The sequence below is a fragment of the Sinorhizobium sp. BG8 genome (genome assembly GCF_016864555.1).
GTDB lineage: Bacteria > Pseudomonadota > Alphaproteobacteria > Rhizobiales > Rhizobiaceae > BG8.
The window spans coordinates 606,440-632,110 of record NZ_CP044012.1 but is presented as its reverse complement, the minus strand read 5'-3'; the positions used below and the strand labels follow the sequence as shown (position 1 = coordinate 632,110).

22 protein-coding genes are annotated in these 25,671 nt (G+C 62.9%); 4 read left to right on the top strand and 18 right to left on the bottom strand.

From position 1 onward, the window contains the following. Positions 1–7: 7 nt before the first annotated feature. The 7 genes from F3Y30_RS23865 to F3Y30_RS23835 all read right to left on the bottom strand — a co-directional run bounded on the left by F3Y30_RS23865 (position 8) and on the right by F3Y30_RS23835 (position 9,908). Positions 8–685, bottom strand: coding sequence for a GntR family transcriptional regulator (locus F3Y30_RS23865; protein WP_203426774.1), 678 nt, complete (start codon positions 683–685; stop codon positions 8–10). Positions 686–917: 232 nt separating this feature from the next. After that, positions 918–2,636, bottom strand: coding sequence for a cation:proton antiporter (locus F3Y30_RS23860; RefSeq protein WP_203426773.1), 1,719 nt, complete (start codon positions 2,634–2,636; stop codon positions 918–920). Positions 2,637–2,870: 234 nt separating this feature from the next. After that, entirely contained in the window at positions 2,871–4,265 is a 1,395-nt protein-coding gene (locus F3Y30_RS23855; RefSeq protein WP_203426772.1) for a family 16 glycosylhydrolase, read from the bottom strand. Between the two features lie 435 nt (positions 4,266–4,700). Beyond that, positions 4,701–5,486, bottom strand: coding sequence for an enoyl-ACP reductase FabI (gene fabI, locus F3Y30_RS23850; RefSeq protein WP_203426771.1), 786 nt, complete (start codon positions 5,484–5,486; stop codon positions 4,701–4,703). Between the two features lie 27 nt (positions 5,487–5,513). Continuing rightward, on the bottom strand, positions 5,514–6,692 hold the full coding sequence (locus F3Y30_RS23845; protein ID WP_203426770.1) for an acetate/propionate family kinase: 1,179 nt from the start codon (positions 6,690–6,692) through the stop codon (positions 5,514–5,516). A 3-nt stretch (positions 6,693–6,695) separates the two neighbouring features. Further along, on the bottom strand, positions 6,696–7,652 hold the full coding sequence (locus F3Y30_RS23840) for a phosphate acetyltransferase (protein WP_203426769.1): 957 nt from the start codon (positions 7,650–7,652) through the stop codon (positions 6,696–6,698). A 21-nt stretch (positions 7,653–7,673) separates the two neighbouring features. Further along, entirely contained in the window at positions 7,674–9,908 is a 2,235-nt protein-coding gene (locus tag F3Y30_RS23835; RefSeq protein ID WP_203426768.1) for a DUF3141 domain-containing protein, read from the bottom strand. A 378-nt stretch (positions 9,909–10,286) separates the two neighbouring features. On the opposite strand from F3Y30_RS23835, the gene F3Y30_RS23830 reads away from it, so the two are divergent. Genes F3Y30_RS23830 through F3Y30_RS23820 form a run of 3 tightly spaced genes read left to right on the top strand, consistent with a single transcriptional unit; the run spans position 10,287 to position 12,337 of the window. Continuing rightward, positions 10,287–10,832: a sigma-70 family RNA polymerase sigma factor gene (locus F3Y30_RS23830; protein WP_203426767.1), complete on the top strand. Its 546-nt coding sequence runs from the start codon at positions 10,287–10,289 to the stop codon at positions 10,830–10,832. Then, positions 10,819–11,592 carry an anti-sigma factor gene (locus F3Y30_RS23825; RefSeq protein WP_203426766.1) on the top strand — a complete coding sequence of 258 codons (774 nt, stop codon included), beginning with the start codon at positions 10,819–10,821 and terminating at the stop codon, positions 11,590–11,592. The genes F3Y30_RS23830 and F3Y30_RS23825 overlap by 14 nt, the downstream gene beginning before the upstream one ends. A 28-nt stretch (positions 11,593–11,620) precedes the next feature. After that, positions 11,621–12,337: a Bax inhibitor-1/YccA family protein gene (locus tag F3Y30_RS23820; RefSeq protein ID WP_203426765.1), complete on the top strand. Its 717-nt coding sequence runs from the start codon at positions 11,621–11,623 to the stop codon at positions 12,335–12,337. Positions 12,338–12,442: 105 nt separating this feature from the next. Here the strand turns inward: F3Y30_RS23820 and F3Y30_RS23815 are convergent, their stop codons facing one another. The 10 genes from F3Y30_RS23815 to F3Y30_RS23770 form a co-directional block, all read right to left on the bottom strand. Next, positions 12,443–13,213, bottom strand: a complete 771-nt coding sequence (locus F3Y30_RS23815; protein ID WP_203426764.1) for an enoyl-CoA hydratase — start codon at positions 13,211–13,213, stop codon at positions 12,443–12,445. 38 nt (positions 13,214–13,251) lie between these two features. Beyond that, a complete protein-coding gene (gene mmsB / locus F3Y30_RS23810; RefSeq protein ID WP_203426763.1) occupies positions 13,252–14,148 on the bottom strand; it encodes a 3-hydroxyisobutyrate dehydrogenase in 897 nt (298 codons plus the stop codon). Next, on the bottom strand, positions 14,145–15,263 hold the full coding sequence (locus tag F3Y30_RS23805; protein WP_203426762.1) for an enoyl-CoA hydratase/isomerase family protein: 1,119 nt from the start codon (positions 15,261–15,263) through the stop codon (positions 14,145–14,147). The genes mmsB and F3Y30_RS23805 overlap by 4 nt, the downstream gene beginning before the upstream one ends. Continuing rightward, positions 15,247–16,644 (bottom strand): dihydrolipoyl dehydrogenase, encoded by a 1,398-nt coding sequence (lpdA, locus tag F3Y30_RS23800; protein WP_203426761.1) that lies wholly within the window; start codon positions 16,642–16,644, stop codon positions 15,247–15,249. The genes F3Y30_RS23805 and lpdA overlap by 17 nt, the downstream gene beginning before the upstream one ends. Positions 16,645–16,648: 4 nt before the next feature. Further along, positions 16,649–17,923: a dihydrolipoamide acetyltransferase family protein gene (locus tag F3Y30_RS23795; RefSeq protein ID WP_203426760.1), complete on the bottom strand. Its 1,275-nt coding sequence runs from the start codon at positions 17,921–17,923 to the stop codon at positions 16,649–16,651. 3 nt (positions 17,924–17,926) lie between these two features. Next, on the bottom strand, positions 17,927–18,940 hold the full coding sequence (locus F3Y30_RS23790) for an alpha-ketoacid dehydrogenase subunit beta (RefSeq protein WP_203426759.1): 1,014 nt from the start codon (positions 18,938–18,940) through the stop codon (positions 17,927–17,929). 1 nt (position 18,941) lies between these two features. Next, entirely contained in the window at positions 18,942–20,174 is a 1,233-nt protein-coding gene (locus F3Y30_RS23785; RefSeq protein ID WP_203426758.1) for a 3-methyl-2-oxobutanoate dehydrogenase (2-methylpropanoyl-transferring) subunit alpha, read from the bottom strand. A 71-nt stretch (positions 20,175–20,245) separates the two neighbouring features. Then, complete coding sequence (locus F3Y30_RS23780) at positions 20,246–21,373, bottom strand: acyl-CoA dehydrogenase family protein (RefSeq protein ID WP_203426757.1); 1,128 nt, start codon at positions 21,371–21,373, stop codon at positions 20,246–20,248. 25 nt (positions 21,374–21,398) lie between these two features. Then, positions 21,399–22,586 carry an acetyl-CoA C-acyltransferase gene (locus tag F3Y30_RS23775; RefSeq protein WP_203426756.1) on the bottom strand — a complete coding sequence of 396 codons (1,188 nt, stop codon included), beginning with the start codon at positions 22,584–22,586 and terminating at the stop codon, positions 21,399–21,401. 29 nt (positions 22,587–22,615) lie between these two features. Next, positions 22,616–23,383, bottom strand: a complete 768-nt coding sequence (locus F3Y30_RS23770) for a 3-hydroxyacyl-CoA dehydrogenase (RefSeq protein WP_203426755.1) — start codon at positions 23,381–23,383, stop codon at positions 22,616–22,618. 198 nt (positions 23,384–23,581) lie between these two features. On the opposite strand from F3Y30_RS23770, the gene F3Y30_RS23765 reads away from it, so the two are divergent. Further along, entirely contained in the window at positions 23,582–24,592 is a 1,011-nt protein-coding gene (locus F3Y30_RS23765) for an AraC family transcriptional regulator (protein ID WP_203426754.1), read from the top strand. A gap of 7 nt (positions 24,593–24,599) precedes the next feature. On the opposite strand, the gene ugpC is transcribed toward F3Y30_RS23765, so the two are convergent. Continuing rightward, a complete protein-coding gene (ugpC, locus tag F3Y30_RS23760) occupies positions 24,600–25,667 on the bottom strand; it encodes a sn-glycerol-3-phosphate ABC transporter ATP-binding protein UgpC (RefSeq protein WP_203426753.1) in 1,068 nt (355 codons plus the stop codon). Positions 25,668–25,671: the final 4 nt, after the last annotated feature.

Here is a 25,671-nt window from a genome sequence, read left to right as displayed (position 1 = left end):
AAACATCCTATTCCTTGGAGAGCAATTTCGCGGCAATCGCCGAAGCGCTGCTGATATGTCCGACGGCGGCATCTTGCGCAGCCTTTCCGTCGCCCGCGCGAATGGCGTCGATCAGCAACTGCATCTGGGCCGGGCCTTCCTTGTCTCGACCGGGCGTCTTGATGGTCATGGAGCGCAGATGATTGATCCGGACGGTGATCGAGCTGACGATGCCCCAGGCAACGGACCGTCCTGATGCGGCAAAGAGGATACGGTAGAATTCGCTCGTCTCCGCGAGCACCCGTTGAAGGTCGCCGCGTGCATAGGCGTTGCGGATCTCAGACAGGACGCCTTCCAGTTGTTCGGCGGTGACCAGGTCTTTCTTATCTGCGCAGGCCTTCGCCGCGATGCCTTCCAGGACGCCGCGGATCTCGTAGATCTGCCGGGCTTCCTCCGGTGTCGTCTGGGCAACGATGGGGCCCCGATTGGGCAGGATCGAGACCAGGCCCTCGGATTCCAGGTGCCTTAGGACCTCTCGCACAATCGTCCGGCTGACGCCGAGCTGTTCGCAAAGGTCGCGCTCGACGAGACGCTCTCCAGCCTTGAAATGCATGTCGAGAATGGCACCACGCATCTTGTCGTGCGCAAGCTCGCGAAGCGTTTTTGCAGGGCGTGAAACGCGCATTTCCTGATCGGACAAGGCCATCGAACCGAATCTCCCCAAAAGTCTGGAATTCTATATTATGGAATACCAAAAAACCAAACCATGTGCAACCACATGTCAGGCTGCAATAATTGCAAGTTCCACATGCACACGATGACCTTAACACGTCCAAGGCTCGAAGCGGGTATCTCCTGTCTGAACCTTCATCCCATCTAGAACAAGAAACGAATGCACGCAGATCCGTCGCCTAGACATCGGATCCGGCGGACAGATATCACCGGTTCATCTGCCGGCGATCCCGCGCCATGTCGCTGACGACGGCGCGCAGGCGCGGGTGATGCGACATGAAGATATTGAAATCACGCCGGTCCAGTCTCAGCAACTGGCAGAAGTCGATGGCGACGACATCGGCTGTGCGCGGGGTCCCGGTCAGGAGAGCCATTTCTCCAAAGAAGGATCCCGCCTCGAGACGTATGGTGCCCTTTTCGAGGAGCACTTCCACGGCTCCGGATGCCACGAAGTACATCGCGTCACCCCTCTCACCGACGCGGACTATGCGGTCACCTGGCGACGCCGACATCGGTTGAAACAGCAGGAGCAATTGATCGAGGGCGTGGTCATCGATCCCGGAAAACAGCGGGAAGGTCTTGACGAGCTGCTGCTTCTTCAACTGCTGGCGCTCTTCCCTTTCCTCGTTGCGTGCATTGATGACCTCCAGCCTTTGTTGCAGGGCGGCGAGATTTGTGGCGCCCAGCCGCATGGATGAGGGCCATCTGCTGCGGATCTTCTTCTTGGCCCACTCGGCAATCTCGAAAAGGAGGGGATTGAGGGCGATCGAAAGAATGGCTCCTCCCAGGATCAGATCGTAGCCTTCCTGCGGCAAAATCCCGAGAGAGATCCCGAGGCCCGCCAGCACGAAGGAAAACTCGCCGATCTGGCCGAGGCCGGCGGCAACCGTTAGCCCCATGCCCAGGGGGTATCTCAGGAGAAGCACGAGGCATAGCGCGATCAGCGACTTCCCACAGGTGATGAGGGCCAGGACGGCCACGACGGCGATGGGCTCGCGGATCAGGATGGAGGGGTCGAACAGCATGCCGACCGATACGAAAAACAACACGGAAAAGGCATTCTGCAGGGGAAGGGAATCGGCCGCGGCCCTGTGGCTGAGGTGCGACTCGCTCATCACGACGCCTGCAAAGAAAGCTCCCAGCGCAAACGACACGCCGAACACGATTGCCGAGCCGAACGCGATGCCAAGCGCGATTGCGAGAACCGTGAGGGTGAACAGCTCGCGCGAACCGGTGCGGGCCACGAGCGTCAGGAGTTGCGGAACAAGCCTCGGGCCAAGGGCTACGGCGAGCAGCGCGAAACCTCCCACCTTGACGAGCGTCAGCGCGATTGCGATGGCTACCTGCCAAACTCCGCCCGCAGCCGGACCGTGCGCGGCCGCGGAAGCGGCGCCACCTCCGGAGAGACTTGCAATGCTGGGCAGGAGCACGAGGGCGAGGACCATCGCCAAGTCCTCGACGATGAGCCAGCCCATGGCCACGCGACCATTGGCGGAGGCGATCAGGTTGCGTTCACCCAACGCCTTCAGCAGCACGACCGTGCTGGCGATCGAGAGGCTCAGGCCGAATACCAGTCCGGCCTCAGGCTTCCAGCCCCACAGGTGGCAGAGGCCGATGCCGAGCAATGTCGCCAGAACGATCTGAAACACTGCCCCCGGGAGGGCAACGCCCCGAACGGCCATCAGATCGGAGGTCGAGAAATGCAACCCGACACCGAACATCAGCAGGATCACGCCGATTTCGGCGAGCTGGGAGGCCAGCGCGCTGTCAGCGGCGTAGCCGAAGGTGAACGGCCCGATCACAATCCCGGCGACCAGATAGCCGACCAGGGCGGGAAGGCGCAGACGATCGGCGAGATAGCCGAAGACCGCGGCAAGCACGAAGCTTATTGCAACCGTTGCAACGAGAGCTACTTGGTGATGCACGTCTACCCCACTTGTCCACGATGCACGAATGCCTCCCCTTTCGCATCGTATGCCGCGAAGAGGCGGTTGACAAAGCCGGTTCTTTGCCAAGTGCATTTTGTCGTGGATTAGGGCGTCAGGCCGACCGAAATTGACCGAGACGTTGCCGCTATAGTGGCCTGATTCTCCCCTCCTGCGAGGCGTGCATCAGGCCCTCCATGCCGTGGCCACACGAAATGTGTGACCGGGACGTGTTTACATGTACCAGTCGTCTACCGAATAGGCGCGAATGTAGTCGATCTTGAGATCCGATCCGCCGCTCAGGCCGTTCGTCGGCGTGCCCGCCATGCCCCCGACTGCGAGGTTCGCGAGCATGTACATCGGTTTGTGCATGTCGGACGGCGTGTCCGCGTGTGCAACGGCCACGTCGTCGAAAAACCACACGATCTCGTCCTTGCCCCAGAGAACGCCGTAGGTATGGAAGCCGTCCGTGCTTGGAACCTTGACGGAGGTCGACTCCATCGTGCGCGTGCCGGTCTCCTTGGTGTGGACCGTCGTGAGAACGCTGTTCGGATCCTGGCCCCGCATTTCGACCACATCCAGTTCCGGCGGCCATGAGCCGTCGGCGGGAAGCAGCCAGAAGGCAGGCCATGCGCCTTGTTCGGTGGGCATGTCGGCGCGCATCTCGAAGTAGCCGTACTTCTGGGAAAACGAGGAATAGGTGTTGATTAGACCCGAAGTGTACTTGAAGTTGTCAATCTGTCCCTTGATCGACGCTGGCGTCTGCTCTGCCGTTATCGTCAGCACGCCGTTCTGGACGGAGAATGGATTGACGGCCTTGGTTCCCGCATAGTTGGGATTGATGTACCACTGAAGTTCGCCGTTGACGTCGATGGTGCTGCCCTTCTCGGGCGCCCACCAGAACTTGGCGTCCCAAGTGCCCTGGTTGCCCTTGCGAAGCGAGAGCGAGTTGAAATCGTCTCCGAATGTCTTGTGGAGGGCAGAGCGGTCGAGGGAGAGCTCGAACTGGTCGGCCTTAAGGTCGGCGATTTTCTTGTTGGCGAGAACAAGGCTCTCCCCGTTGCCAAGGTTCAGCCTGACGTTGGAGCCTTCCTGCTTCGACTGGCTGAGAACCTGCGCGAAAGACGACAATCCATATCCGTTCAGGCGGATCGTGTCGTTGCTGCTGAGGTCGGTGATGAGGTCGCTGCCATTGCCGCGCGTGAAGAGGAAGGTGTCGACGCCGCCGCCGCCGATCAGCACGTCGTTGCCCCCACGACCGTCGATCGTCTGGCTACCGGATGCACCCGAGATGATGTTGTTGGCGCTGTTGCCGAAGGCGAAGCGGCCGTCGCCCGTGACGGTCAGGTTCTCGAAGTTGGTGGGAAGCGTGTAGCTCATCCAGGTGTTGATCGTATCGACGCCGGAATTGGCGGATTCCTCGGCACGATTGATGCTGGAATAGATGTAGTAGATGTCATCGCCCGTGCCGCCGCGCATCGTCACGTTCACGGCGCCGTCGCCCCAGATCGAGTCATTGCCGGCTGTGCCGTATAGCGTGGGGCCGGAGCGCGTCGCCGAAAACCATGCGGTGGATGTGCCGCCGTAAAAGAGGGATGCGCCAGTGGCATTCTGAATGAACTTGGACAAGGCCAGCTCCTACTTTTTTGTCTTGCCTCAGGCGGTCATGGGGAGCCCGGAGTGGCCCCTCTCAAGCCTGGAAGCTGGAGCCCTTAGTTTGGACGACGCGGCAAGGCGTGTCGCATCCCTAAACTTTGGACCCCTAGATTTAGGGGGTGTGGGAAGGCCTCTAGATTGCGAAATCGGGCCGGTTTACGCAACGGAATGCTGAAATTTGAGCATTTGCGGACCTTTGGCGCAGAGCTTCGGGGATGGCACGCCGCCTGCTACAGGTCGTTGTTTTCACGCAGGTCTTTTCCCGGGGGCACCGAAGCGGTGTCCATCTCATCCGAGGAATGTGAGACACGTCGCCGCAGGTAGGTGCCGCAGCCGGACCAGGGGCGATTTGAGGAGGGTTCCCGTCACGTCAGGCTTAGCCCATCGGGTGGGACGGAGCATCCTTGATCAGTCAACGATGTGGTAGCCGCCGTCGACGTAAAGCACCTGGCCGGTGATCAGGCGGGCCGATTCGTGGGCAAGAAATGCGGTCGCGATGCCCACGTCATCGATGCTGACGAGCTCGCGCGCGGGCGCTTTCAGCTTCGTCTTTTCGAGGAGCTCGTCGAACTCGGGAATGCCCGAGGCGGCGCGCGTCGCCAGTGCGCCGGGGGAGATGGCATGGACCCGGATGCCCTTCGGGCCGAGCTCCGCGGCAAGGTAGCGCACGGCGCTTTCGAGCGCTGCCTTCGCGACGCCCATGACATTGTAGTTCTCCACGACCTTCTGCGAGCCGTAGTAGGTCATGGTGAACAGCGTCCCGCCATTCTTCATCAGGGGTTCGGCAAGATGAGCCATGCGGATGAAGGACCAGCAGGAGATTTCCATCGTTTTCAGGAAGCCGTCGAGCGGCACATCGACGACGCGTCCGCCAAGGGTGTCCTTTGGGGAAAAGGCGATCGAGTGGACAACGAAGTCGAGCCCACCCCACTCCTCGGTTACGCGCTCAAATACCGCTTCGAGCTGGCCCGGAACCGACATGTCCATCGGCATGAAGATGGGCGCTTCCAACTCCTTGGCGAGCGGCTCGACATGGGGCTTTGCCTTGTCGTTGAGATAGGTCACCGCAAGCTCGGCGCCGAAGGCGCGAAAGGCCCGCGCGCAGCCCCAGGCTATGGAACGATCATTGGCGATCCCGACGACCAGGCCCCTGCGCCCCTTGAGAAGCTTTGCATCGACGAAGGGAATGGGCATCGAATGCTTCTCCTGTGAGACGGCGCCTCATAGCGCATTTATGAGTGCAAGGGTGTGGCGGGCGATCATCAGCTCTTCGTCCGTCGGCACGACGTAAAGCGCGACGCGGCTCGCCGGAGTGGAAATCAGGGTGGCGCCTGCCTCATTGGCCTCCGGATCGAGTTCGGCGCCCAGCCATTGAAGCCGCTCGGCAATACGGGCACGGATCAGGGCGGAATTCTCTCCGACACCCGCTGTGAAAACGAAGGCATCCAGGCCTCCCAGCGCGGCTGCAAGCATGCCGGCGCTGAGCGCGCAGCGATGAATGAAGTGATCGATGGCGAGAACGGCATGCGGTTCGTCGCTGGACAGCAGGTCGCGCATGTCGCTGGAGAGCCCGGAAAGTCCCTTGAGGCCGGAAGACCTATAGAGGAGGTCGGTGACCTCAGCGCTGCTCATGCCTTTGTGGTCGATCAGATAGAGCACGACGCCGGGATCCATCTGGCCCGGCCGTGTGCCCATCGGCAGCCCGTCGAGTGCGGTGAACCCCATCGTCGTTTCAAGGCTGCGTCCTTCGAGAAGCGCGCACATCGAGGCGCCGCTGCCGAGGTGGGCGACGATGATACGTCCGCGGGCGACCGCGGGTGCCACTTCGACCATTCGTTCGGCGATATACTCATAGGAGAGGCCATGGAAGCCGTAGCGGCGAACGCCGGCTTCGTAAAACGCCCAGGGGAGGGCATAGCAGTCCGTATGCTGGGCATGGCCGCGATGGAACGCCGTATCGAAACAGGCGACCTGCGGGACATCGGGATTGATTTCCATGGCAAGGCGGATGGGCGCCAGGTTGTTGGGCTGATGCAGGGGAGCGAGTTCCTGATAGGAGGAGAGCCGGTCGAGGATCTCGTGGTCGATCAGGGTCGGCTTCGCATAGTCAGGGCCGCCGTGGACGACGCGGTGGCCGATGGCCTTCAACGCGAAGCCGCCCAGCGATTGCAGCCATGTGCGGGTTTCGGCAATCGCCATGGGCAGGTCGTGGACGACCTCCGGCGCATAGTGCCGATCGAGCAGCACCGCACCGTCCGCCGCTTTCGCGACCAGGCGCGGGCGCGTGCCGATGCCATCCATCTGTCCGCGAATGCTGCGTACCGGACCTGTCTCGGTAATCCCGAAGATCTGGAACTTGAGGCTGGAGGAGCCGGCGTTGACGACGAGGATTGCGTCCATGTATCACGCCGCCACTTGCGTCTGTCGCCGCAGTGCGGCCGCATAGAGGGTCGCGACGGCACAGGAGGCGAGGCGGCTGCGGACCGAGTCCGCCCGTGACGTGAGCACGATCGGCACGCGCGCGCCGAGGACGATCCCCGCTGCATCCGCATGGGCGAGAAACGTCAGGTTCTTGGCCAGCATGTTGCCTGCTTCGAGATCGGGAACCACGATGATCTGCGCTCGACCGGCAACGGGAGACTTGAGCCCCTTTATCTCGGCTGCCTCCGGACTGATCGCATTGTCGAAGGCAAGAGGCCCGTCGAGAACGCCCCCGGTTATCTGGCCTCGTTCAGCCATCTTGCAGAGAGCCGCGGCTTCGATGGTGGAGGGGATCTTGGTCGTGACGGTCTCGACCGCCGAGACGATCGCCACACGTGGCTCGCCGAGCCCGATCGTCACCCAGAGGTCGATGGCGTTCTGCACGATGTCGCGCTTTGCATCGAGGTCGGGGAAGATGTTGATCGCCGCATCGGTAATGAACAGCGTGTCGGCATGACCGGGAACGTCCATCACGAAGACGTGGCTGACACGCCGCTCGGTGCGCAGTCCCGTTGCCGATGTGGTCACTTCCCGCATCAGTTCATCCGTGTGCAGGCTGCCCTTCATAAGGAGCTCGCCCTTTCCCTCCCGTATGAGAGAAACGGCCTTCGCCGCGGCGGCATGGCTGTGCGGTACATCGACGATCTCGTACGACTTGAGGTCCAGCCCGTGTTCGGCCGCCACCTTGCGGATCTTCGCTTCGGGCCCCACCAGAACCGGGACGATCAGTTCGCTTTCGGCGGCCTCGAGTGCGCCGCGCAGCGAGGTTTCGTCGCAGGGATGCGCGACGATCGTGATCGCCGAGGGGGCTTCCTGTGCGGCGGCGATCAGCCGGTCGTACTTGGAGGTCTGTGGTGAAGTCTTGGTCTGTTCAGACAATGGAAACTCCTCCGGTCGCGGTCACGATGCGTTGCGCGTGCGGGTGGTCGTGCGCGTGGCGATGGGCACCGGCTCGCTGGCGGCTACGGGCTCGTCAAGCTTGAAGAGAGCAGTAACCTGTTGGAAGCGCTCGGCCGCCGTACCGGTAAGTGGGCCCGACGCTTCGAGCACGCCGCGCATCACGTCGAACGCGGCCTTGCGTTCTTCCACGGCTTGCGGAAGCATTTCCGGAATTGCGGCGAGGGCGGCCTCCTCGTCTATGAGCAGTATGTAGTATTGGTCCCGCATCACCGACTTGAATTCGGTGAGTGTCAGTCGGCTGGCATCCGAATGGACTCGGCGAACCCTGCGGATCGCTTCGAAGCCGCGTTCATCCGCTCCGCCTCGCGCCTTGCCGACGAAAAGCAGTGAACGGATGAGCCCCTCGACAAGGCCGCCATGGGTGATCCTGGCTTTGAGGGCGTTGGTCCTTGCCTCTATCAGGGCGGTGGTCAGAAGGCTTTTCTCTGCCTTGCGCGGCGGACGGGTAGAGTTCGGATCGATGCCGAGAGCTGCTTGAAGCGCGGGCGCGCCGTAAACGATGCGGAACGTCTCTTCCGAAACTTTTTCAGCGAGTTTGCGCCAGGCCTCCAGGCCGTCCACAATTCGTGCCGACATCTGCTCCTGCAGGGCCAGCAGGGGGTTGTCTGCCTCGACCGGGCGGCGGTTCTCGCGCACGAGCGCGGCGGCTCCCTCCACCCATGTCATGAACGGGTTGGCTCGGCCGAACATTTCATAGGTCAGGCGAAGTGGGTGAAGGTTTCGCATTGCCTCGGCCATCTGCGGATTGACCGCCGCGCGAACCGCAGGCTGGGCGTGGGCCCGATAAAGCGCGAGGTTGATCTCCGAAAGACGCGCCGCAGCGTCAAAGCGATGCTCGTCCGCGATGTCGTTTCCGCCAAGGGCGCGGATATCGTCGAGAGTGCGTGCCTCGCAGCGCATGATCCACTCGCCGCCGATCAGTTCCGAGTGCTCCCCGGCCTCTCCTTTCGGCGTGAGGACCGCCTCGTAGAGGCCGGGCGGAAGGACATCGATAAGATCGATGTTGGAAGCGAACTCGTCGTGTTCCTTTCGGGCGACGCCGGCCGACACGAAGATGCCGAGATGGCCAACCTTCTCATGAACGACATAGACGATCGTCTGGCCGAGAGACCGTATCTCGTCGACACTGTCGTATAGGTCGAGAATCCAGTCCAGCGCCTGCTGCGGAGGCGTGATGTTGTCGCCCTTCGAGCAGAAAACCACGATGGGTGACCGGATCGTCCTGAGGTCAACAGCCGTACCGTCGGACGTGCGGATTTCTCCTGCTGCAAGCTTGTTGCCGACGAACAGTTCATCGACGATGAACTGCATCTCCTCGGCGTTGAGTGTCACATGTCCACCCCACCAGCGTTCGAAGCCAAGGTAGCGATCGGCTTCGGTGTCGATCTTGGAATAGAGATTATACTGCTTGGTCCAGAGCGTGTTGGCGGGGTTCTGGTTCTCGAAGTTCTGGACCAGCCATGCGCCGTCGAACTTTCCGGCACCAAGATCGCCCGTCAGCGCCGTCAGCCAGCTGCCGCCGAGAAGACCGCCAGAATAACGCATGGGATACTGTCCCCGCACGCCCGCCCAATAGGAGAGGGGCGTGCCGGCGATGATGATCGGGCCGAAGAGTTCCGGCCGCAGTGCGGCCAGCATCATCACTGCCCAGCCCGCCTGGCAGTTGCCGATGACGCAAGGCTTTCCGTCGGCCTCCGGATGGCGGGCGATCACGGTCTCCAGGAAGATCGCCTCGGCGCGCGCGATGGTTTCGATCGTCTGGCCAGGCATCGGATCGGGGAGGAAACCGATGAAGTAGCAGGTGTGTCCCGCCTTCATGGCCACGCCAATCTCGCTGTCAGCCTTGAAACCGCCGATGCCCGGTCCGTGCCCTGCGCGAGGATCAACAACGACGAAGGGCCGCTTCTGCGGATCTATCGTGACGCCGGCGGGTGGGATGATACGGACGAGCGCGTAGTTCACGGGTTGATCGAGGGTGCGACCGTCCAGGACAAGCTCGGCTTCGTAGTCGAGAACGTGCGGAGCGTTCTGCGCTGCGTGTTCCTCGTATTGCTCGGCGCGTCTGCGCATGACGTCGAGAAACAGAATGGAGCGTTGCCACGCATCCAACGAGTAGTTGGCGAACGCATCTGCGAATTTCGGCGTGGAAGGAATGTTGGATAGCTCAGACGTCATGACCACTCCCCTGCAATCGAATACGGGATGGACCGTCCGGCAATACCCTCGGAGGATCCCGTGATGCTGCACTGCGTCGAAGGAAAAAGGCTTATCTGTGCAGATGCACCATACATACTTCGGCACCCGCACGCCAGAGTACGACAATCAAGTTTCATGCGCTTCAGGAAGTGGAACGATACTCCTCGAAGATTGCATTTCCATGATCTCTGTCAATCGCGCCCGACGGGCTTGCGGCACGGCAAGGTCCGACGACCCGTCGATCCCTTTGCCTAGCCGGCGGTGATCTCTCGCGGCTGCCGTGGTGGCGTGAGATGGTCGTCAAAAAAATCTTGGGTCAGATGGAATTGCTGCCTCGCCGGCATCGTATATGTGGGTATGGAACGGAAAGCACAGCCATTCAATGTTATCGGGCAACTCGCGGCACTACGCCGTTATGCCCTGTCGCTCGTGCGAAACCCTGAAGACGCCGAGGATCTCGTCCATGATTCCCTGGTGAAGGCCTACGAGCGCCAGTCGTCCTTCCGAACGGGCGCCAACATTCGCAACTGGCTGCTGTCTATCGTCCACAATACCCATGTGGATCGTCTGCGCCAGCGCCGCGCCGTAGACCGCAGGCATGAGGCGGCGGCGCAGCTGGCGGAGCAGTCACTGCCGGCGAATCAGGATCACTCCGTTCGTCTCAAGCAGGTCCGTGAAGCCTTCTTCTCCCTTCCCGAAGAACAGCGGGAGGCTCTCCATCTCGTGGCGATCGAGGAGCTGTCCTACCAGGAAGCGGCCAATGCGCTCGGCATCCCGGTCGGAACGCTGATGTCACGTGTTTCACGCGCCCGGGCACGGCTGCGAGCATTCGAGCAGCCGGAAACGGAAGCTACCATCCATCATCTCAGAATCGTTGGAGGCAGCAGCGATGACCAGCAATGATCCAATTCTAGACGCTGACCTCCACGCCTATGTCGACGACCAGCTGGACGTCGGACGTCGTATCGAGGTGGAAGCCTTCCTATCCGAACGTCCGTCCGTCGCGGCAAAGGTGATGGCCGATCTGCGCGTGCGCGACGAGCTGCGGCTCGCACTTGCCGACCACAGGCCGGTGAACCGGCAGGCGACGCGCGATGCCGCCCGCATGCTGGAACGGTCACTTTCGCGCAGGCGGCTCTTCGATCTGCTGAGGCGTGCGGCGGTCATTGCCGCTTTCGTCGGTGCCGGCTGGGCGGGGCATGCACTCATCGGTCCCTTCGGCGCAACGGCAGTTGTCGCATCGGTCCCCGCGCCCGCCTTCGTCGACGAGGCCGTACGTGCGCATCGCACCGCCATGCTGCGGGAAACGATGCCGCACAGCCGTGAGGAGGCCGTGTACGATCCGGCGGAGGTGCGCTCGGCAACGGGCATCGTGTTGCCGGAGCTTCCGAAGAGCTGGAAGGTCGTCGACGTCCAGATCTTTCCTTCGGCCTTCGGCCCCAGCGTCGAACTGGCGGTCGAACCGAGCAAGGGCGAGCGCATGTCGCTCTTTGCCGTCAGGCCGGGGACGTTCGCGGTACAGCAGGTTCTTTCCCGTCACGCCGACGAGACCCAAGCTGCCTACTGGCAAATTGGTGAGGTCGCCTACGCCCTGGTCTCCGATCAGCGGAAGGTGGAGGAACTCTCCGAAGCGGCAAGCGGCCTTTTTCGAACTCTCTACTGACAGTCAATAACCACCAAGGAGAAACACAATGAATCCAATGCAACAGGGCTACGGTCACAGCGCGCGGGCACAATCCGCCGCGTTGTTCGATGAAGGCCTTCGGCAGCATATGCTGCGCATCTACAACTACATGGGCGCCGGCTTGGTGATCACGGGCCTCGTAGCCTTCATCGTCGGATCGACCCCGGCCCTCTACGTGCCCATTTTCTCGTCGCCGTTGAAGTGGGTGGTCATGCTTGCGCCGCTCGCTTTCGTGTTCTTCTTCTCGTTCCGCATCCAGACAATGTCGGCCAGCGCTGCACAGATGACGTTCTGGGCGTTCTGCGGAGTGATGGGGCTGTCGCTCGCTTCGGTGTTCCTGGTCTTCACCGGCACCAGCATTGCCAGGACCTTCTTCATCGCTGCGACGATGTTCGGCGCAACCAGCCTCTACGGCTATGTGACGAAGCGTGACCTCGCCAAGTTCGGCTCGTTCCTGATGATGGGCCTCATCGGCGTCGTCATCGCAAGTCTGGTCAACATCTTCCTCGGCTCCAGTGCGCTCCAGTTCGCAATCTCGGTCATCGGCATCGTCGTCTTCGTCGGCCTGACCGCCTGGGACACGCAGAACATCAAGCAGCAGTATGCCGAGAATTTCGATCAGGAATCGCAGCAGAAGCTGGCTGTATTCGGCGCGCTGTCGCTATATCTCAACTTCGTCAATATCTTCCAGCTGTTGCTTAACTTCACGGGTGAGCGCGAATAGCGCGACCCTTGAAACAACAAGAACGACCGGCGCCACTCGAAAGGTGGCGCCAGTTTTGTTGTCTGGCTGGCGTTCCACTCGATCGACGGCGGGTGGAGAACCTTCTCACTTTCCCTGAAAGTTCGGCGAACGCTTCTCTACGAAGGCCGCCATTCCTTCCTTCTGGTCGGCGGTGGCAAAGAGGGCATGGAACAGGCGCCGCTCGAACAGGATGCCCTCCCTGAGACCTCCCTCAAGCGCTCTGTCCACCGCCTCGCGCGCAGCGATGGTGGCTGCCTTGCCGTAGCCCGCTATGGTCTGGGCGGCGGCAAGAGCTTCGTCCATAAGCTTCTCGGGCGGAAATACGCGCGAGACGAGGCCGCAGCGTTCCGCTTCGGCCGCATCCATCATCCTGCCCGTCAGGATCAGGTCCATTGCCTTCGACTTGCCGACGAGCTTCGTCAGCCGCTGGGATCCGCCCATGCCTGGCATGACGCCGAGCTTGATTTCCGGCTGGCCGAACATCGCCGTTTCCGAGGCGTAGATGATGTCGCACATCATGGCCAGTTCGCACCCGCCGCCGAGCGCATAGCCCGCAACGGCGGCGATTTTTGGCGTGCGCAGGCTCGCGAAGCGGTCCCAGGCGGCGAAGAAATCCTCGCCGAACATTTCGGCGAACGACTTGTCTGACATTTCCTTGATGTCGGCGCCGGCAGCAAAGGCCTTGTCGGAACCCTTCAGCACGAAACACCCGACGTCCGGATCCCTGTCGAGCGGCGATAGCTTCTCCGCCATGGCCCACATGATTTCGGTGTTCAGCGCGTTGCGCGCGGCGGGCCTATTCAGGCTGACGACGACCACGCGGCCCTGGCGTTCGACGATGATCGGTTCTTCCAACTCAGTTCTCCCGTTCTGTGCCTGCACACGCTCGCCGGTTACGCGGCGCCGCTGCCCGATTTATCCCGCAACAGATTGATGATGCCAGAGAAATCCTTGTCTCCGAAACCAAGTTCGGCGAATTGCTCGTAGAGCCGGGCGGCCTCGGCGCCGAGGGGCGTCATTGCGCCGGTGGCCTTGGCTGCCGCGCGTGCGAGCTTGAGATCCTTTAGCATGAGGGCGCCGGCAAAGCCCGGTTCGTACTGGCGGTTCGCGGGCGAGGTCGGAACCGGTCCCGGCACGGGGCAATAGGTCGTCAGCGACCAGCACTGGCCAGAGGAGACGGAGGCCACGTCGTAAAGCGCCTGATGCGAGAGACCAAGCCGCTCACCCAGTACGAATGCCTCGCCGACGGCGATCATGCTTATGCCGAGGATCATGTTGTTGCAGACCTTGGCGGCCTGTCCCATGCTCGCCTCGCCACAGTGGATGATCCGCTTTCCCATGGCCGAAAGCAGCGGCTGGGCACGGGTGAAGACGTCGCGCTCGCCCCCAACCATGAAGGTCAGCGTACCGGCTGCGGCGCCGCCGGTGCCGCCCGACACCGGTGCATCGAGCGAGGGGCATCCTTTATCGGCGGCCATCGCGTGGGCCTTGCGCGCACTGTCGATATCGATCGTCGAGCAATCGATGAGCAGCGTACCCGCTGGAACGCTTTCGAGAAGTTCCTTCCAGACAGCAACCACATGTTCGCCGGCCGGCAGCATGGTCACCACTATCCCGGCGTCCGCGATCGTCTCGGCAAGACCGCTCGAGACGATCACGCCAGCCTGTCTGGCCGTCTCCATCGACTGCGGGGACAGATCGAAACCCTTGACCGTGTAACCCGCCTTGACGAGGTTCGCCGCCATCGGGCCGCCCATATGGCCAAGGCCGATGAATCCAATGCTGGTCATGTGTTCAATCCTCCCTTGGCCGTGTCCGCGAAGAGCGTTTCGGTCGACGGTTCGAAAAATGGAGCTAAAGCGGCGTCCGTGACCTTTTCGAGCGTCGCGGGCTGCCACTGCGGATTACGGTCCTTGTCGATGATGGCGGCGCGAACGCCCTCATAGAAATCGGGGCTGCGCAGCACGGCAGTGGTCGCGGCAAATTCCCGTTGAAGGCAGGCCTCCAGCGTTCTCGACTCTCGTCCAAGGCGCAGGAGCCGCATCGTAACCGCGAGGCTCAAGGGCGACTTCGTTCGAAGCACGCCCATGACTTTCTCCGCGAACGGGCTTTGGACGCGTTCGAGCGCCTCGAGGATCTCCTCGACGGAGGTAAAATGGAACAGGCGGTCGATCTCTGCCTGCTTCGGCTCGAGCGCCCCTGGCTGAGGCGTCTCGCAGAACCTTAGAATGGCGTCCGAAATTGCCTTTCCGGTGGCGTCCGGAGGAAGGTTCGTCAACGCTTCGATGAGGGCTGGTAGGCGGTCTGACGGGACATAACGGTCGGCCAGGCCGAGTGTCAGCGCATCAGCAGCGCCCAGGGGTTCTCCGGTGAGCGCCACATAGGTCCCGAGTTCGTTCGGCTGCCGCGTGAGGAACCAGGATGCTCCCACATCCGGGAAGAAGCCGATCCCTGTCTCCGGCATGGCAAGGCGGGTACGTTCGGTGACGACGCGGTGGCTTCCGTAGACCGACACGCCGACCCCGCCGCCCATGACGATCCCGTCCATCAGGGCGACATAGGGCTTCGAATAGCGGTTGATCCGGGCATTGAGGCGATACTCTTCGCGCCAGAACGTTCGCGGCAGATCCGACCCGGTCCGGCCGGCATCGTGGATTGCACGGATATCGCCGCCGGCACAGAGGCCGCGTTCGCCTTCGCCCGTCACCAGAACCGCGGCCACGCCAGGGTCACGCTCGAACGCGTCGAGGGCGGCCTGCATATCGCGCACCATTTCGAGCGTCAGGCTGTTGAGCGCCCTGGGGCGATTGAGGCGAATGCGCCCGATCGCCCCGGATCGTTCGACGATCGTCTGTGGTTCGGGGCTGGCGGCGGGTGACGGGGTCGCTTCAGATGTGGAGGGCATGGCCAAGTGCTTTCAGTGCTGCTTCCTGCAGGGCTTCGCTGCGTGTGGGATGAGCGTGGATTGTCGCTGCTATGTCTTCGAGGCGGGCGCCCATTTCGATGGCGAGCGAAAAGGCGCTCGACAGCTCGGAAACACCAGCTCCGACAGCCTGGAGGCCGAGAACGAGATTTGTGTCGGCGCGCGCGACCGCCCGCACGAAGCCCTCCTCGGCGAGCGTCGTCATCGCCCTCCCGTTTGCATTGAACGGAAACAGGCCGACGCGGATCTCGTAGCCCTGCGCGCGTGCCTCGTCCGGCGACAGCCCGGCAGTCACGATCTCCGGATCCGTGAAGCAGACGGCAGGGATGCAGCGCTTGTCCCAGCTCCGCTTCCGTCCCGCCACGATCTCGGCGACCATTTCACCCTGCGCCATGGCACGATGTGCAAGCATCGGCTCGCCGGTGACATCGCCTATGGCATAGACGCCGCGCATCGAGGTCCGGCAACGGTCGTCGATGCGCAGGAACCGTCCGGCTCGATCGAGGTCCAGCTCATCCAGGCCGGAACCCTCTGTTCTCGGCTTGCGCCCGACGGTCACGAGAACCCGGTCGGCGGGGAGCTGTTGTTTCTCTCCGCTCTCTGTCTCGACGACAAGAGCACTACCATCACTCGAAAGCCCGATCGCCTTTGCCTCGGTCAGGACTCGAATTCCCAGCTCGCCCAGACGCTTGGCGACCGGGCGGACCAGCTCGGAGTCATACAGCGGCAGGATCTTAGGCGTCGCCTCCACCACCGTCACCTGCGAGCCCATCTTGGCGAAGGCGGTACCGAGCTCCAGCCCGATGTAGCCGCCTCCAACGACGACGAGATCCTTCGGTGGAACAGTCAGTGCCAGCGCCTCTGTTGAAGAGATCACCGGACCGCCGAAGGGCAGGGATGGCAGTTCCACGGGCTCCGAGCCCGTTGCGATCACCACCGTTTCGGCGCGGATGATCTGGGTCCCCGTTTCCGTCTCGACCTCGACTGTCTTGCCGTCCCGGAAACGGGCGCGGCCATGGACGATCTTGACCTTCGCCTTGCGCAGCAGGCCCACGACGCCGCTGTTCAGCCGCCCGACGATCCCGTCCTTCCATGCGACGGTCTTGGCGAGATCGATCGAAGGGGCCTCCACGCTTATTCCCATCGCGCTCCTGCCGGCTGCCATGTGACGGACCTTCTCGTACTCCTCCGCCGCGTGGATGAGTGCCTTGGAAGGAATGCATCCGACATTGAGGCAGGTGCCGCCTGCCTTGACGGCCTCGACGATGACCGTATCCAGGCCGAGTTGGCCCGCACGGATCGCACAGATGTAGCCTCCGGGACCCGCACCGATGACGAGAAGCTTGCAGACGATTTCCTTCATGGGATCAGCTTTCGATGAAAATCAATGCGGGGGTCTCGAGCAGCGCCTTGATCCGCTGGATGAATGTCGCCGCATCCCATCCGTCCACGACGCGATGATCGAAGCTCGACGAGAGGTTCATCATCTTGCGGGGGACGAACTGGCTGCCGTCCCAGACCGGGCGCATCATGATCTTGTTGACGCCAACGATCGCAACCTCCGGATGATTGATGACGGGTGTCGTGACCACGCCCCCGATCGCGCCGAGCGAGGTGATCGTGATCGTGGAGCCGGAGAGTTCCTCGCGTAGCGCCGTGCCCGTGCGCGCCGCTTCGGCAAGCCGTGTCAGCTCCGCTGCGCAATCCCAGATGCCGCGCGCCTCCGCATGGCGCACGACCGGTACCGTCAGTCCGGCCGGCGTCTGGGTGGCGATGCCGATGTGCACTGCGCCGTGGCGCGTGATGATGCCGGCGTTGTCGTCAAACGTGGCATTGACGCCGGGCTGCTCGGAAATGGTCTTTACCATCGCCCGCATCAGGAAGGGCAGGACGGTCAGTTTCGTCTGCTCCGGCTTGCGGTCGCGGTTCATGGCGGCCCGCAGATCCTCCAGATCCGTCACGTCGACTTCCTCGACATAGGTGATGTGCGGAATTCGCGAGGCGGCCAGCGTCATCTTTTCCGCGATGCGGCGGCGCAGGCCCGTAACCTTGATCTCCTCGACTGTCGTATTCTTGGAAAGCCCTGCCGGTGCAGACGCCGGCTGGGTGCCTCTCGCGAGGAACTGGTCCAGGTCGTCGTGGGTAATGCGGTCGGCCGGACCCGAGCCGGTGACCTGGCGAAGGTCTATGCCGCTCTCCTGCGCCCGAAGCCGGACGGCCGGGGAGGCTAGCGGCCTCTCGGCCGGCTCATGAACCGGTGCGCGCGCGGGGACAGGCGGCTGCACCGCGGCGACCCGTATTGGAGGCGCCTTCTCCGGCTCTGCGCGGTGCGGCGTCTGCTCCGCGTTTGCGGCACTCTCCTCCGATTGAGGTGCCGTTTCAGCCTGCTCGCTGGCATCGCCGTCGACGGCAATCCGCACGAGGGGAGCCTTGACCGCCACCGTGTCGCCGATTTCGGCACCCAGCCAGAGAATGGTGCCGCTGACCGGAGAGGGGATTTCCACCGTCGCCTTGTCGGTCATCACGGCAGCGATGACCATATCCTCGCGCACCGGATCGCCGGGCTTCACGTGCCATTCCACGAGCTCGGCCTCGGCAACGCCTTCGCCCACGTCCGGCATCTTGATGACGAATTCGCCCATAAATCAGGCCTCCATGACTTCGGCAAGCGCACGCCCGACGCGAAGGGGGCCGGGAAAGTAGTCCCATTCCTGGGCGTGGGGGTAGGGAGTGTCCCAGCCGGTCACGCGCAGGACGGGGGATTCGAGATGGAAGAAGCAATGCTCCTGGACGAGGGCGGCGACCTCGGCCCCGAAACCGGAGGTCAGCGTTGCCTCGTGGACGACCACGCACCTGCCAGTTTTCTTTACCGACTGGACGATCGTCTCAAGGTCGAGCGGCAGGAGACTGCGAAGATCGATGACTTCCGCGTCGATACCTGTTTCCTCCGCCGCCGTCAGCGCAACGTGCACCATCGTTCCGTAGGCGATGACCGTCACTGCCGTACCCTGCCTGCGCACTTCGGCCTTCCCAATTGGAATCGTGAAGTGTCCTTCCGGAACGTCGCCCAGCTCATGCCTTGACCATGGAATGACCGGGCGCTCGTGGTGACCGTCGAAGGGGCCGTTGTAGAGCCGCTTCGGTTCGAGAAACATCACGGGATCGGGGTCCTCGATCGCCGCGATCAGCAAGCCCTTGGCATCATAGGGGTTGGACGGTACGATGACCTTGAGGCCGCACACATGAGTGAAAAGTGCCTCCGGACTCTGGCTGTGGGTCTGGCCGCCGAAGATACCGCCCCCCGTCGGCATCCGCAGCACGATCGGGCAGGTGAAGTCGCCGTTCGATCGATATCGAATGCGGGCGGCCTCCTGCGTGATCTGGTCGTAGGCTGGATACATGTAGTCGGCGAACTGGATCTCGACGCAGGGCTTGAGCCCATAGGCGGCCATGCCGATGGCGGTGCCGACGATGCCGCTCTCGCTGATCGGTGCGTCGAAGCATCGCGTCTTGCCGTATTTCGCCTGTAGTCCCTGGGTACAGCGGAATACGCCGCCGAAGTAGCCGACGTCCTCGCCGAAGACGACAACGTTCTCGTCGCGCGCCATCGAGACATCCATGGCGCTGCGCACGGCTTCGATCATTGTCATGCGTGCCATATCAGTACCCTGCCTTTTGGCGCTGGCGCCGGATGTGGGAAGGCATTTCCGCATAGACACCTTCGAATATGTCGCGAACCGAGGGCCTGCCGCCCGCATGCAGGGTGCCGTGGCCTTCCGCCTGCTTCTGCGCCTGGATCACTTCATCCATGATCTCCGCCTCGGCCTGGGTGTGCCTCTCTTCCGACCAGCTCCCCCTGAGGATCAGATGCTTCTTCAGCCGCAGCACAGGATCGCCGAGCGGCCAGGCTTCCGACTCCGTCTTCGGGCGATAGGCGCTCGGATCATCCGAGGTCGAATGCGCGCCGACGCGGTAGGTGACGTATTCGATGAGCGTCGGACCGAGGTTCCTGCGCGCCCGCTCGGCCGCCCAGCGCGCGACCGCATAGACGGCGAGATAGTCGTTGCCATCGACGCGCAGGGCCGGGATCCCGAAACCGAGGCCCCGGGCGGCAAACGTACCCGAGCCGCCACGGGCAATGCCCTGAAACGTCGAGATCGCCCACTGATTGTTGACGATGTTCAGGATGACAGGTGCCTTGTAGGTCGAGGCGAAGACGAGCGCGGAATGGAAATCGGACTCCGCCGTTGAGCCGTCACCGATCCAGGCGGCGGCAATTCGGGTGTCGTTCTTGATGGCCGAGGCCATCGCCCAGCCGACCGCCTGCACGTACTGCGTGGCGAGATTGCCTGATATCGTGAAGAAGCCGTGCTCCTTGGACGAATACATGATCGGCAGTTGCCGACCGCGCAACGGGTCGCTTTCGTTCGAGAAGATCTGGTTCATCATTTCGACCATCGGGTAGTCGTCGGCAATCAACAGGCCGGCCTGGCGGTAGGTGGGGAAATTCATGTCTCCCTTCTCCAGCGCCTTGCGAAAGGCGCAGCTGACCGCTTCCTCCCCCAGATGCTGCATGTAGAAAGACGTCTTGCCCTGCCGCTGAGCCATCAGCATGCGCGCATCGAAGGCGCGAAGCTTCATCATGTTGCGCAGGCCCGTCAGCAGGTCCTGGTCGGTCAGGAGGCCGGCCCATGGGCCGACGGCCTCGCCGTCCCGGTTGAGGACGCGAATGATGGAGTAGGCAAGGTCACGGATCGTTTCGGGCGCCGCGTCGACGTCCGGACGCGGCACAGCGCCGGCACGCGCATTCTTGACGTTGGAGAAATCCGGTTGGCCTCCCGGCCGGACCGCCGGCTCCGGGACATGCAGGCTCAGGTGAGCGTGTTCGTTCATTTGTTGTCGTTCCTCCCTCGCAATCCGCAACACCCTCCTCGATCGAGTGTCCCGGCGCGCAATAGTGTGCCTTACAGTCCCCGCGCGATCACCATCCGCTGGACGTCGCTCGTTCCCTCGTAGATCTTGCAGATGCGCACGTCACGGTAGATCCGCTCGACCGGGTAGTCGGACATGTATCCGTAGCCGCCGTGGATTTGGATGGCGTCGGAGCATACGCTTTCCGCCATTTCGGAGGCGAAGAGCTTGGCCATGGAGGCCTCCGCCAGGCAGGGCTCGCCGGCCTCCTTGAGTTCGGCGGCATGGAGCACGAGATGGCGCGCCGCTTCGATCTTCATCTTCATGTCGGCCAGTCGGAAGGCGACGGCCTGGTGCTCGATGATCGGCTTGCCGAAGGCGCCCCTCTCTCGGGCGTAGTCCCGAGCCGCCTCGAAGGCCGCGCGCGCCATGCCTACCGCCTGCGCCGCAATCCCGATGCGTCCGCCCTCCAGGTTCGACAGCGCGATCTTGTAGCCCTCTCCCTCCTCGCCCAGGCGAAGGTCCGCCGGCACCCGCATGTCGGTGAAGGCAATCTGGCAGGTGTCGGAGGAATGGAGACCGAGCTTCTCCTCCACCCGCACCACCTCGTATCCGGGCGTATCCGTCGGAACGATGAACGCGGTAATGCCCTTCTTGCCGGCATCCGGATCGGTGACGGCGAAGACGATGATGACCTGGCCGTTCTTGCCCGACGTGATGAACTGCTTGGCACCGTTCAGCACGTAGTGTTCGCCGTCGCGCCGGGCGCGGGTCTTGAGATTTGAGGCATCGGAACCCGCCTGGGGTTCCGTCAGGGCAAAGCCTCCGATCCATTCGCCGGAGGCGAGCTTTGGCAGGAAACGCTGCTTCTGTGTTTCGGTGCCGAACTTCAGGATAGGCACGCAGCCGACCGAACTGTGAACGCTCATGATCGTTGAGCAGGGACCGTCGCCGGCAGCGATCTCCTCGACGGCGAGCGCATAGGCGACGACGCCGGTCTCAGACCCGCCATAGGCATCCGGCACCAGCATGCCAAGGAAGCCGAGCTCTCCCATTTCCTTCAGTTCGTCTCTGGGGAACGCGTGCGTACGGTCGCGCTCTGCTGCGCCCGGCGCCAGACGATCGCGCGCGAAGTCGCGCGCAACGTCCCGGATCTGGATCTGCGATTCAGACAGCATCATATCTACGGTTTCCTCCCGAACCCGTTCAGTGGCGTTCTATCGCGACCGCGGTCGCTTCGCCGCCGCCAATACAAAGCGATGCCATGCCGCGCTTCATGTCGTATCGCGAGAGGGCCGCGAGCAGCGTGACGATCACCCGTGCGCCGGAGGCGCCGATGGGATGGCCGAGGGCGCAGGCGCCGCCGTGCACGTTGACCTTGTCGTGGGGCAGGTCGAGATCGCGCATCGCGGCCATGGCGACAACCGCGAAGGCCTCGTTGATTTCGAACAGGTCCACGTCCTTCAGATCCCAGCCGGTACGCTCGCTGAGCTTTCTCAGGGCGCCGATCGGGGCGGTGGCGAAGAGATTGGGCGCCTGGGCATGCGTCGCGTGGCCGACGATGGTCGCGAGCGGTCGCAGTCCGTTGCGCTCGGCATGCGATCGCCGCATCAGAACAAGGGCTGCCGCGCCGTCGGAAATCGAACTGGAATTGGCGGCGGTCACCGTGCCCCCTTCGCGGAAGGCGGGTTTGAGGGTTGGTATCTTTTCGAGCCGTGCCTTTCCTGGCTGCTCGTCGCGACTGACGATCTGTTCGCTTTTTCCCGCCTTCACCGTCACGGGAGCGATCTCCTCCTCGAACAGGCCCGTGTCGATAGCCCGCTGCGCACGGGTCAGCGAGGCAATGGCATATTCGTCCTGTGCCGCGCGGGTGAACTGATACGCTTCGGCGCAGTCCTCGGCAAAAGTGCCCATCAGGCGCCCCTTGTCATAGGCATCCTCCAGCCCGTCGAGGAACATGTGATCGATCACGCGGCCGTGACCCAAACGGTAGCCGCCGCGGGCCCTGTCAAGGAGATAGGGCGCGTTGGTCATGCTTTCCATGCCACCCGCCACCGTGATCGAAGCGCTTCCGGCCATCATCAGGTCGTGCGCCATCATCACGGCTTTCATTCCCGAGCCGCACATCTTGTTGACGGTGGTTGCGCCGGCGTCGAACGGAAGGCCGGCCCCGATCGCCGCCTGCCTCGCCGGTGCCTGTCCCTGGCCCGCAGGCAGCACGCAGCCATAGACGACTTCCTCCACGGCTTCGGGGGCGACACGGCTGCGCTCCAGTGCGGCGCGGATTGCGGCCGCACCGAGCTCCGGTGCCGTCGCGTCCCTCAACTCGCCCTGGAAACCGCCGATTGCGGTGCGTGCGGAACCGACGATCACGACAGGATCATGGACAGTCATCGAAAATCCTCCCGGGAAAGCATTGCGCGTTACCGCGCTCCCATCCGTAGTGCGCCGTCGAGGCGGATGACCTCGCCGTTCAGCATGGTGTTCTCGCAAATGTGCCGCACCAGCGCGGCAAACTCCTCCGGCCGGCCGAGGCGCGGCGGGAAGGGAACGCTCTTTGCAAGCGAGTCCTGGACCTCCGGCGGCATGCCCGCCATCATCGGTGTTTCGAAGATACCCGGTGCGACTGACACAACTCGGATGCCGTAGCGTGCGAGTTCGCGAGCGATCGGCAGCGTCATGGCCGCCACGCCACCCTTTGAGGCGGCATAGGCGGCTTGCCCGACCTGGCCGTCAAAGGCAGCGACGGATGCCGTGTTGACGATGACGCCCCGTTCGCCTTCGGTGTCCGCCTCTTCAATTTGCATTGCCGCAGCAGCAAGCCGGATCATGTTGAAGCTTCCGACGAGGTTGATAGCGATGGTCCGGGCGAAGCTTTCGAGTCGATGCGGGCCGTCCCGGCCGATGACTTTTTCAGCCGGCGCGACGCCGGCGCAGTTCACCAGTCCATGCAAGTGGCCGTAGCCGTCGATGGTGGCCTGTACGGCTGCCGCGGCGTCCGATTCGCTCGTCACGTCCGTGCGGACAAAGCGGGCGCTTTCGCCGAGTTCGGAAGCCGTCCAGCCTCCCGCATCCGGATTGATGTCGGCGATCACGACCAGCGCACCCTCGGCGACAAGCATGCGGGCAACCGCAGCTCCCAGTCCCGAGCCGCCGCCTGTGACCAGAAAGACCTTGTCGCGGATCAGCATTGTGGCGCCCCGAAACGAAGAGCGCAGGGCGACGTCATTTGCCGGTATCTCATGCAGCCCTCCCGTGCCGCTTCGATTGACGGTTTCGGCTCTCGGCCTTTCCGTCTTGCCTGACTCTATGTCGACGCGGTATTGCAAGCGATGACCATAGCGTCTGCATTTATCGGCCAGTTTTACCATATTTCGAGGAGACTGCCCATGGCGGAACCGGATCGCCGGATGATCTCCACCTCCTTCGTCGAGGAGGCGCTCGATTGTCTGCGACGGCATGGAAAGCCGACCGCGCCGCTGCTGGAATCGCTCGGTCTGCCCCCGGTCATAGACAGGCCAATTTCCGCCGAGCTTTACGGATCGCTCTGGCTGGCGGTCGCGGCGGAAGTCGACGACGAGTACTTCGGTATGGGCGGACGACCGATGCGGCGCGGCAGCTTCACGCTCCTATGTCACTGCGTGTTGCACGCCGAGACGCTCGAACATGCCATCCGGCGCGCGCTCAGGTTTCTCGCAGTGGTGATCGAGGACCCGAGTGGCGAACTCCTCATCGCGGACGGGCTCGCCCAGATCATCCTGACCGATCGGGGAGGGCCGCGCTCGGCCTTTGCATATCGAACGTTCTGGATCCTTCTGCATGGGATCGCCTGTTGGCTCGTCGGACGCCGGATACCGATCCGAATGGTGGATTTCCGCTGCAGCGAGCCGGTACAGGGGGCGGACTACCGCCTGTTCTTTGGAGCGCCGGTGCGGTTCGACCAGCCGGCGAGCCGCCTGGCGTTCGATCGCTCGATCCTTGCGCTTCCGATCTCGCGAAGCGAACAGGCGCTGAAGCAGTTTCTGCGTGGCGCGCCCGCCAACATTCTCGTGCGTTACCGATACGATGCAGGCCTTGCTGCAAATGTTCGCAAGCGACTCCGCAAGACACCGCCTGCCGCCTGGTCCGGTTTCGAGGAACTCGCCGCGCAGATGCGGATCTCGCCATCGACTCTCCGCCATCGCCTTCAGGTCGAGGGGCAGAACTATGCCGGGATAAAAGACGAGATCCGCCGGGATCTGGCGATCGACATGCTTCTGAACAGCCAGAGCGGCGTTGGCGAAATATCTGCGCAACTCGGCTTCTCGGAGCCGAGCGCGTTTCATCGCGCCTTCCGCAAGTGGACGTCGAAAAGCCCCGGTGCATTCCGTCGGGAAGCGCTTCTCGCTTCCCGACGATAGATTGAATTCAGTCGGCCCGGTTGCCGGACGGGTCGAACAGATGGAGATACTTGCCCGGGAAGTCCACCCGGACCGTCGGGCCAGCGCTCAGCGCCTCGCGGTTGAGCGTAAAGACCTTGAAGGGCAGGCCGTGCAGCGACAGGTGCAGGATGATGCCGAAGCCCGTCGGCTCGACGAGTTCGACGCTCGCCTCTATGCCACGTTCCTTCTCGAGAACGACGTGTTCGGGGCGTATGCCGAGCGTGACACTCGATCCGGACTCGAGCCCCGACCGTTTGCTGACCGGAATGAGCGTTCCGTCCGATAGCCGGATGTCCGCATGGTCTCCTGATACCAGGTAGCGGCCCTCGAGAAAATTCATGCCCGGCGAACCGATGAAGCCGGCGACGAACAGATTGGCCGGCCGGTCGTAGAGATCGAGAGGTGACCCGACCTGCTGGACGATGCCGCCGTTCATGGCGACGATGCGGTCGGCAAGCGTCATCGCTTCGATCTGGTCGTGGGTGACGTAGATCGAGGTCGCCTTCAGGTCCGCGTGCAGTTTCTTGATTTCGGCACGCATCTGCTCGCGCAGGCGTGCGTCGAGGTTCGAGAGCGGCTCGTCGAACAGGAAGGCCTTCGGCTGGCGAACGATGGCGCGGCCCATGGCGACGCGCTGGCGCTGGCCGCCGGAGAGCGCCTTCGGACGGCGTTCCAGCAGCGGATCAAGACCCAGCTTTGTCGCAGCCGCGCCGACCGCGCTCGTGATCTTGTCCTTGGCCGTCTTCCTGAGGCGCAGGCTGTAGCTCATGTTGTCCGCGACACTCATGTGCGGGTAGAGCGCATAAGACTGGAACACCATGGCGATGTCCCGGTCCTTGGGAGCCAGATCGTTGACACGGTTGCCGGAGATGCGGATTTCCCCGGAGCTCACCTCCTCAAGCCCGGCGATCATGCGCAGAAGCGTGGACTTGCCGCAGCCCGAGGGACCGACGAGCACGATGAATTCGCCGTCCCTGATAGACAGATCCACGCCGTGCAACACCGGAAAGTGGCCGTAGTTCTTGCGGACGCCCGCAATATCGATGGATGCCATGGGA

Bases quoted from the DNA above. Each gene is read 5' to 3' on its own strand.
- F3Y30_RS23865 (WP_203426774.1), bottom strand. From the start codon at position 685: ATGGCCTTGTCCGATCAGGAAATGCGCGTTTCACGCCCTGCAAAAACG.
- fabI (WP_203426771.1), bottom strand. From the start codon at position 5,486: ATGCCCATTCCCTTCGTCGATGCAAAGCTTCTCAAGGGGCGCAGGGGC.
- F3Y30_RS23845 (WP_203426770.1), bottom strand. From the start codon at position 6,692: ATGGACGCAATCCTCGTCGTCAACGCCGGCTCCTCCAGCCTCAAGTTC.
- F3Y30_RS23835 (WP_203426768.1), bottom strand. From the start codon at position 9,908: ATGACGTCTGAGCTATCCAACATTCCTTCCACGCCGAAATTCGCAGAT.
- F3Y30_RS23830 (WP_203426767.1), top strand. From the start codon at position 10,287: ATGGAACGGAAAGCACAGCCATTCAATGTTATCGGGCAACTCGCGGCA.
- F3Y30_RS23825 (WP_203426766.1), top strand. From the start codon at position 10,819: ATGACCAGCAATGATCCAATTCTAGACGCTGACCTCCACGCCTATGTC.
- F3Y30_RS23820 (WP_203426765.1), top strand. From the start codon at position 11,621: ATGAATCCAATGCAACAGGGCTACGGTCACAGCGCGCGGGCACAATCC.
- mmsB (WP_203426763.1), bottom strand. From the start codon at position 14,148: ATGACCAGCATTGGATTCATCGGCCTTGGCCATATGGGCGGCCCGATG.
- F3Y30_RS23805 (WP_203426762.1), bottom strand. From the start codon at position 15,263: ATGCCCTCCACATCTGAAGCGACCCCGTCACCCGCCGCCAGCCCCGAA.
- lpdA (WP_203426761.1), bottom strand. From the start codon at position 16,644: ATGAAGGAAATCGTCTGCAAGCTTCTCGTCATCGGTGCGGGTCCCGGA.
- F3Y30_RS23795 (WP_203426760.1), bottom strand. From the start codon at position 17,923: ATGGGCGAATTCGTCATCAAGATGCCGGACGTGGGCGAAGGCGTTGCC.
- F3Y30_RS23790 (WP_203426759.1), bottom strand. From the start codon at position 18,940: ATGGCACGCATGACAATGATCGAAGCCGTGCGCAGCGCCATGGATGTC.
- F3Y30_RS23785 (WP_203426758.1), bottom strand. From the start codon at position 20,174: ATGAACGAACACGCTCACCTGAGCCTGCATGTCCCGGAGCCGGCGGTC.
- F3Y30_RS23780 (WP_203426757.1), bottom strand. From the start codon at position 21,373: ATGATGCTGTCTGAATCGCAGATCCAGATCCGGGACGTTGCGCGCGAC.
- F3Y30_RS23775 (WP_203426756.1), bottom strand. From the start codon at position 22,586: ATGACTGTCCATGATCCTGTCGTGATCGTCGGTTCCGCACGCACCGCA.
- F3Y30_RS23770 (WP_203426755.1), bottom strand. From the start codon at position 23,383: ATGCTGATCCGCGACAAGGTCTTTCTGGTCACAGGCGGCGGCTCGGGA.
- F3Y30_RS23765 (WP_203426754.1), top strand. From the start codon at position 23,582: ATGGCGGAACCGGATCGCCGGATGATCTCCACCTCCTTCGTCGAGGAG.
- ugpC (WP_203426753.1), bottom strand. From the start codon at position 25,667: ATGGCATCCATCGATATTGCGGGCGTCCGCAAGAACTACGGCCACTTT.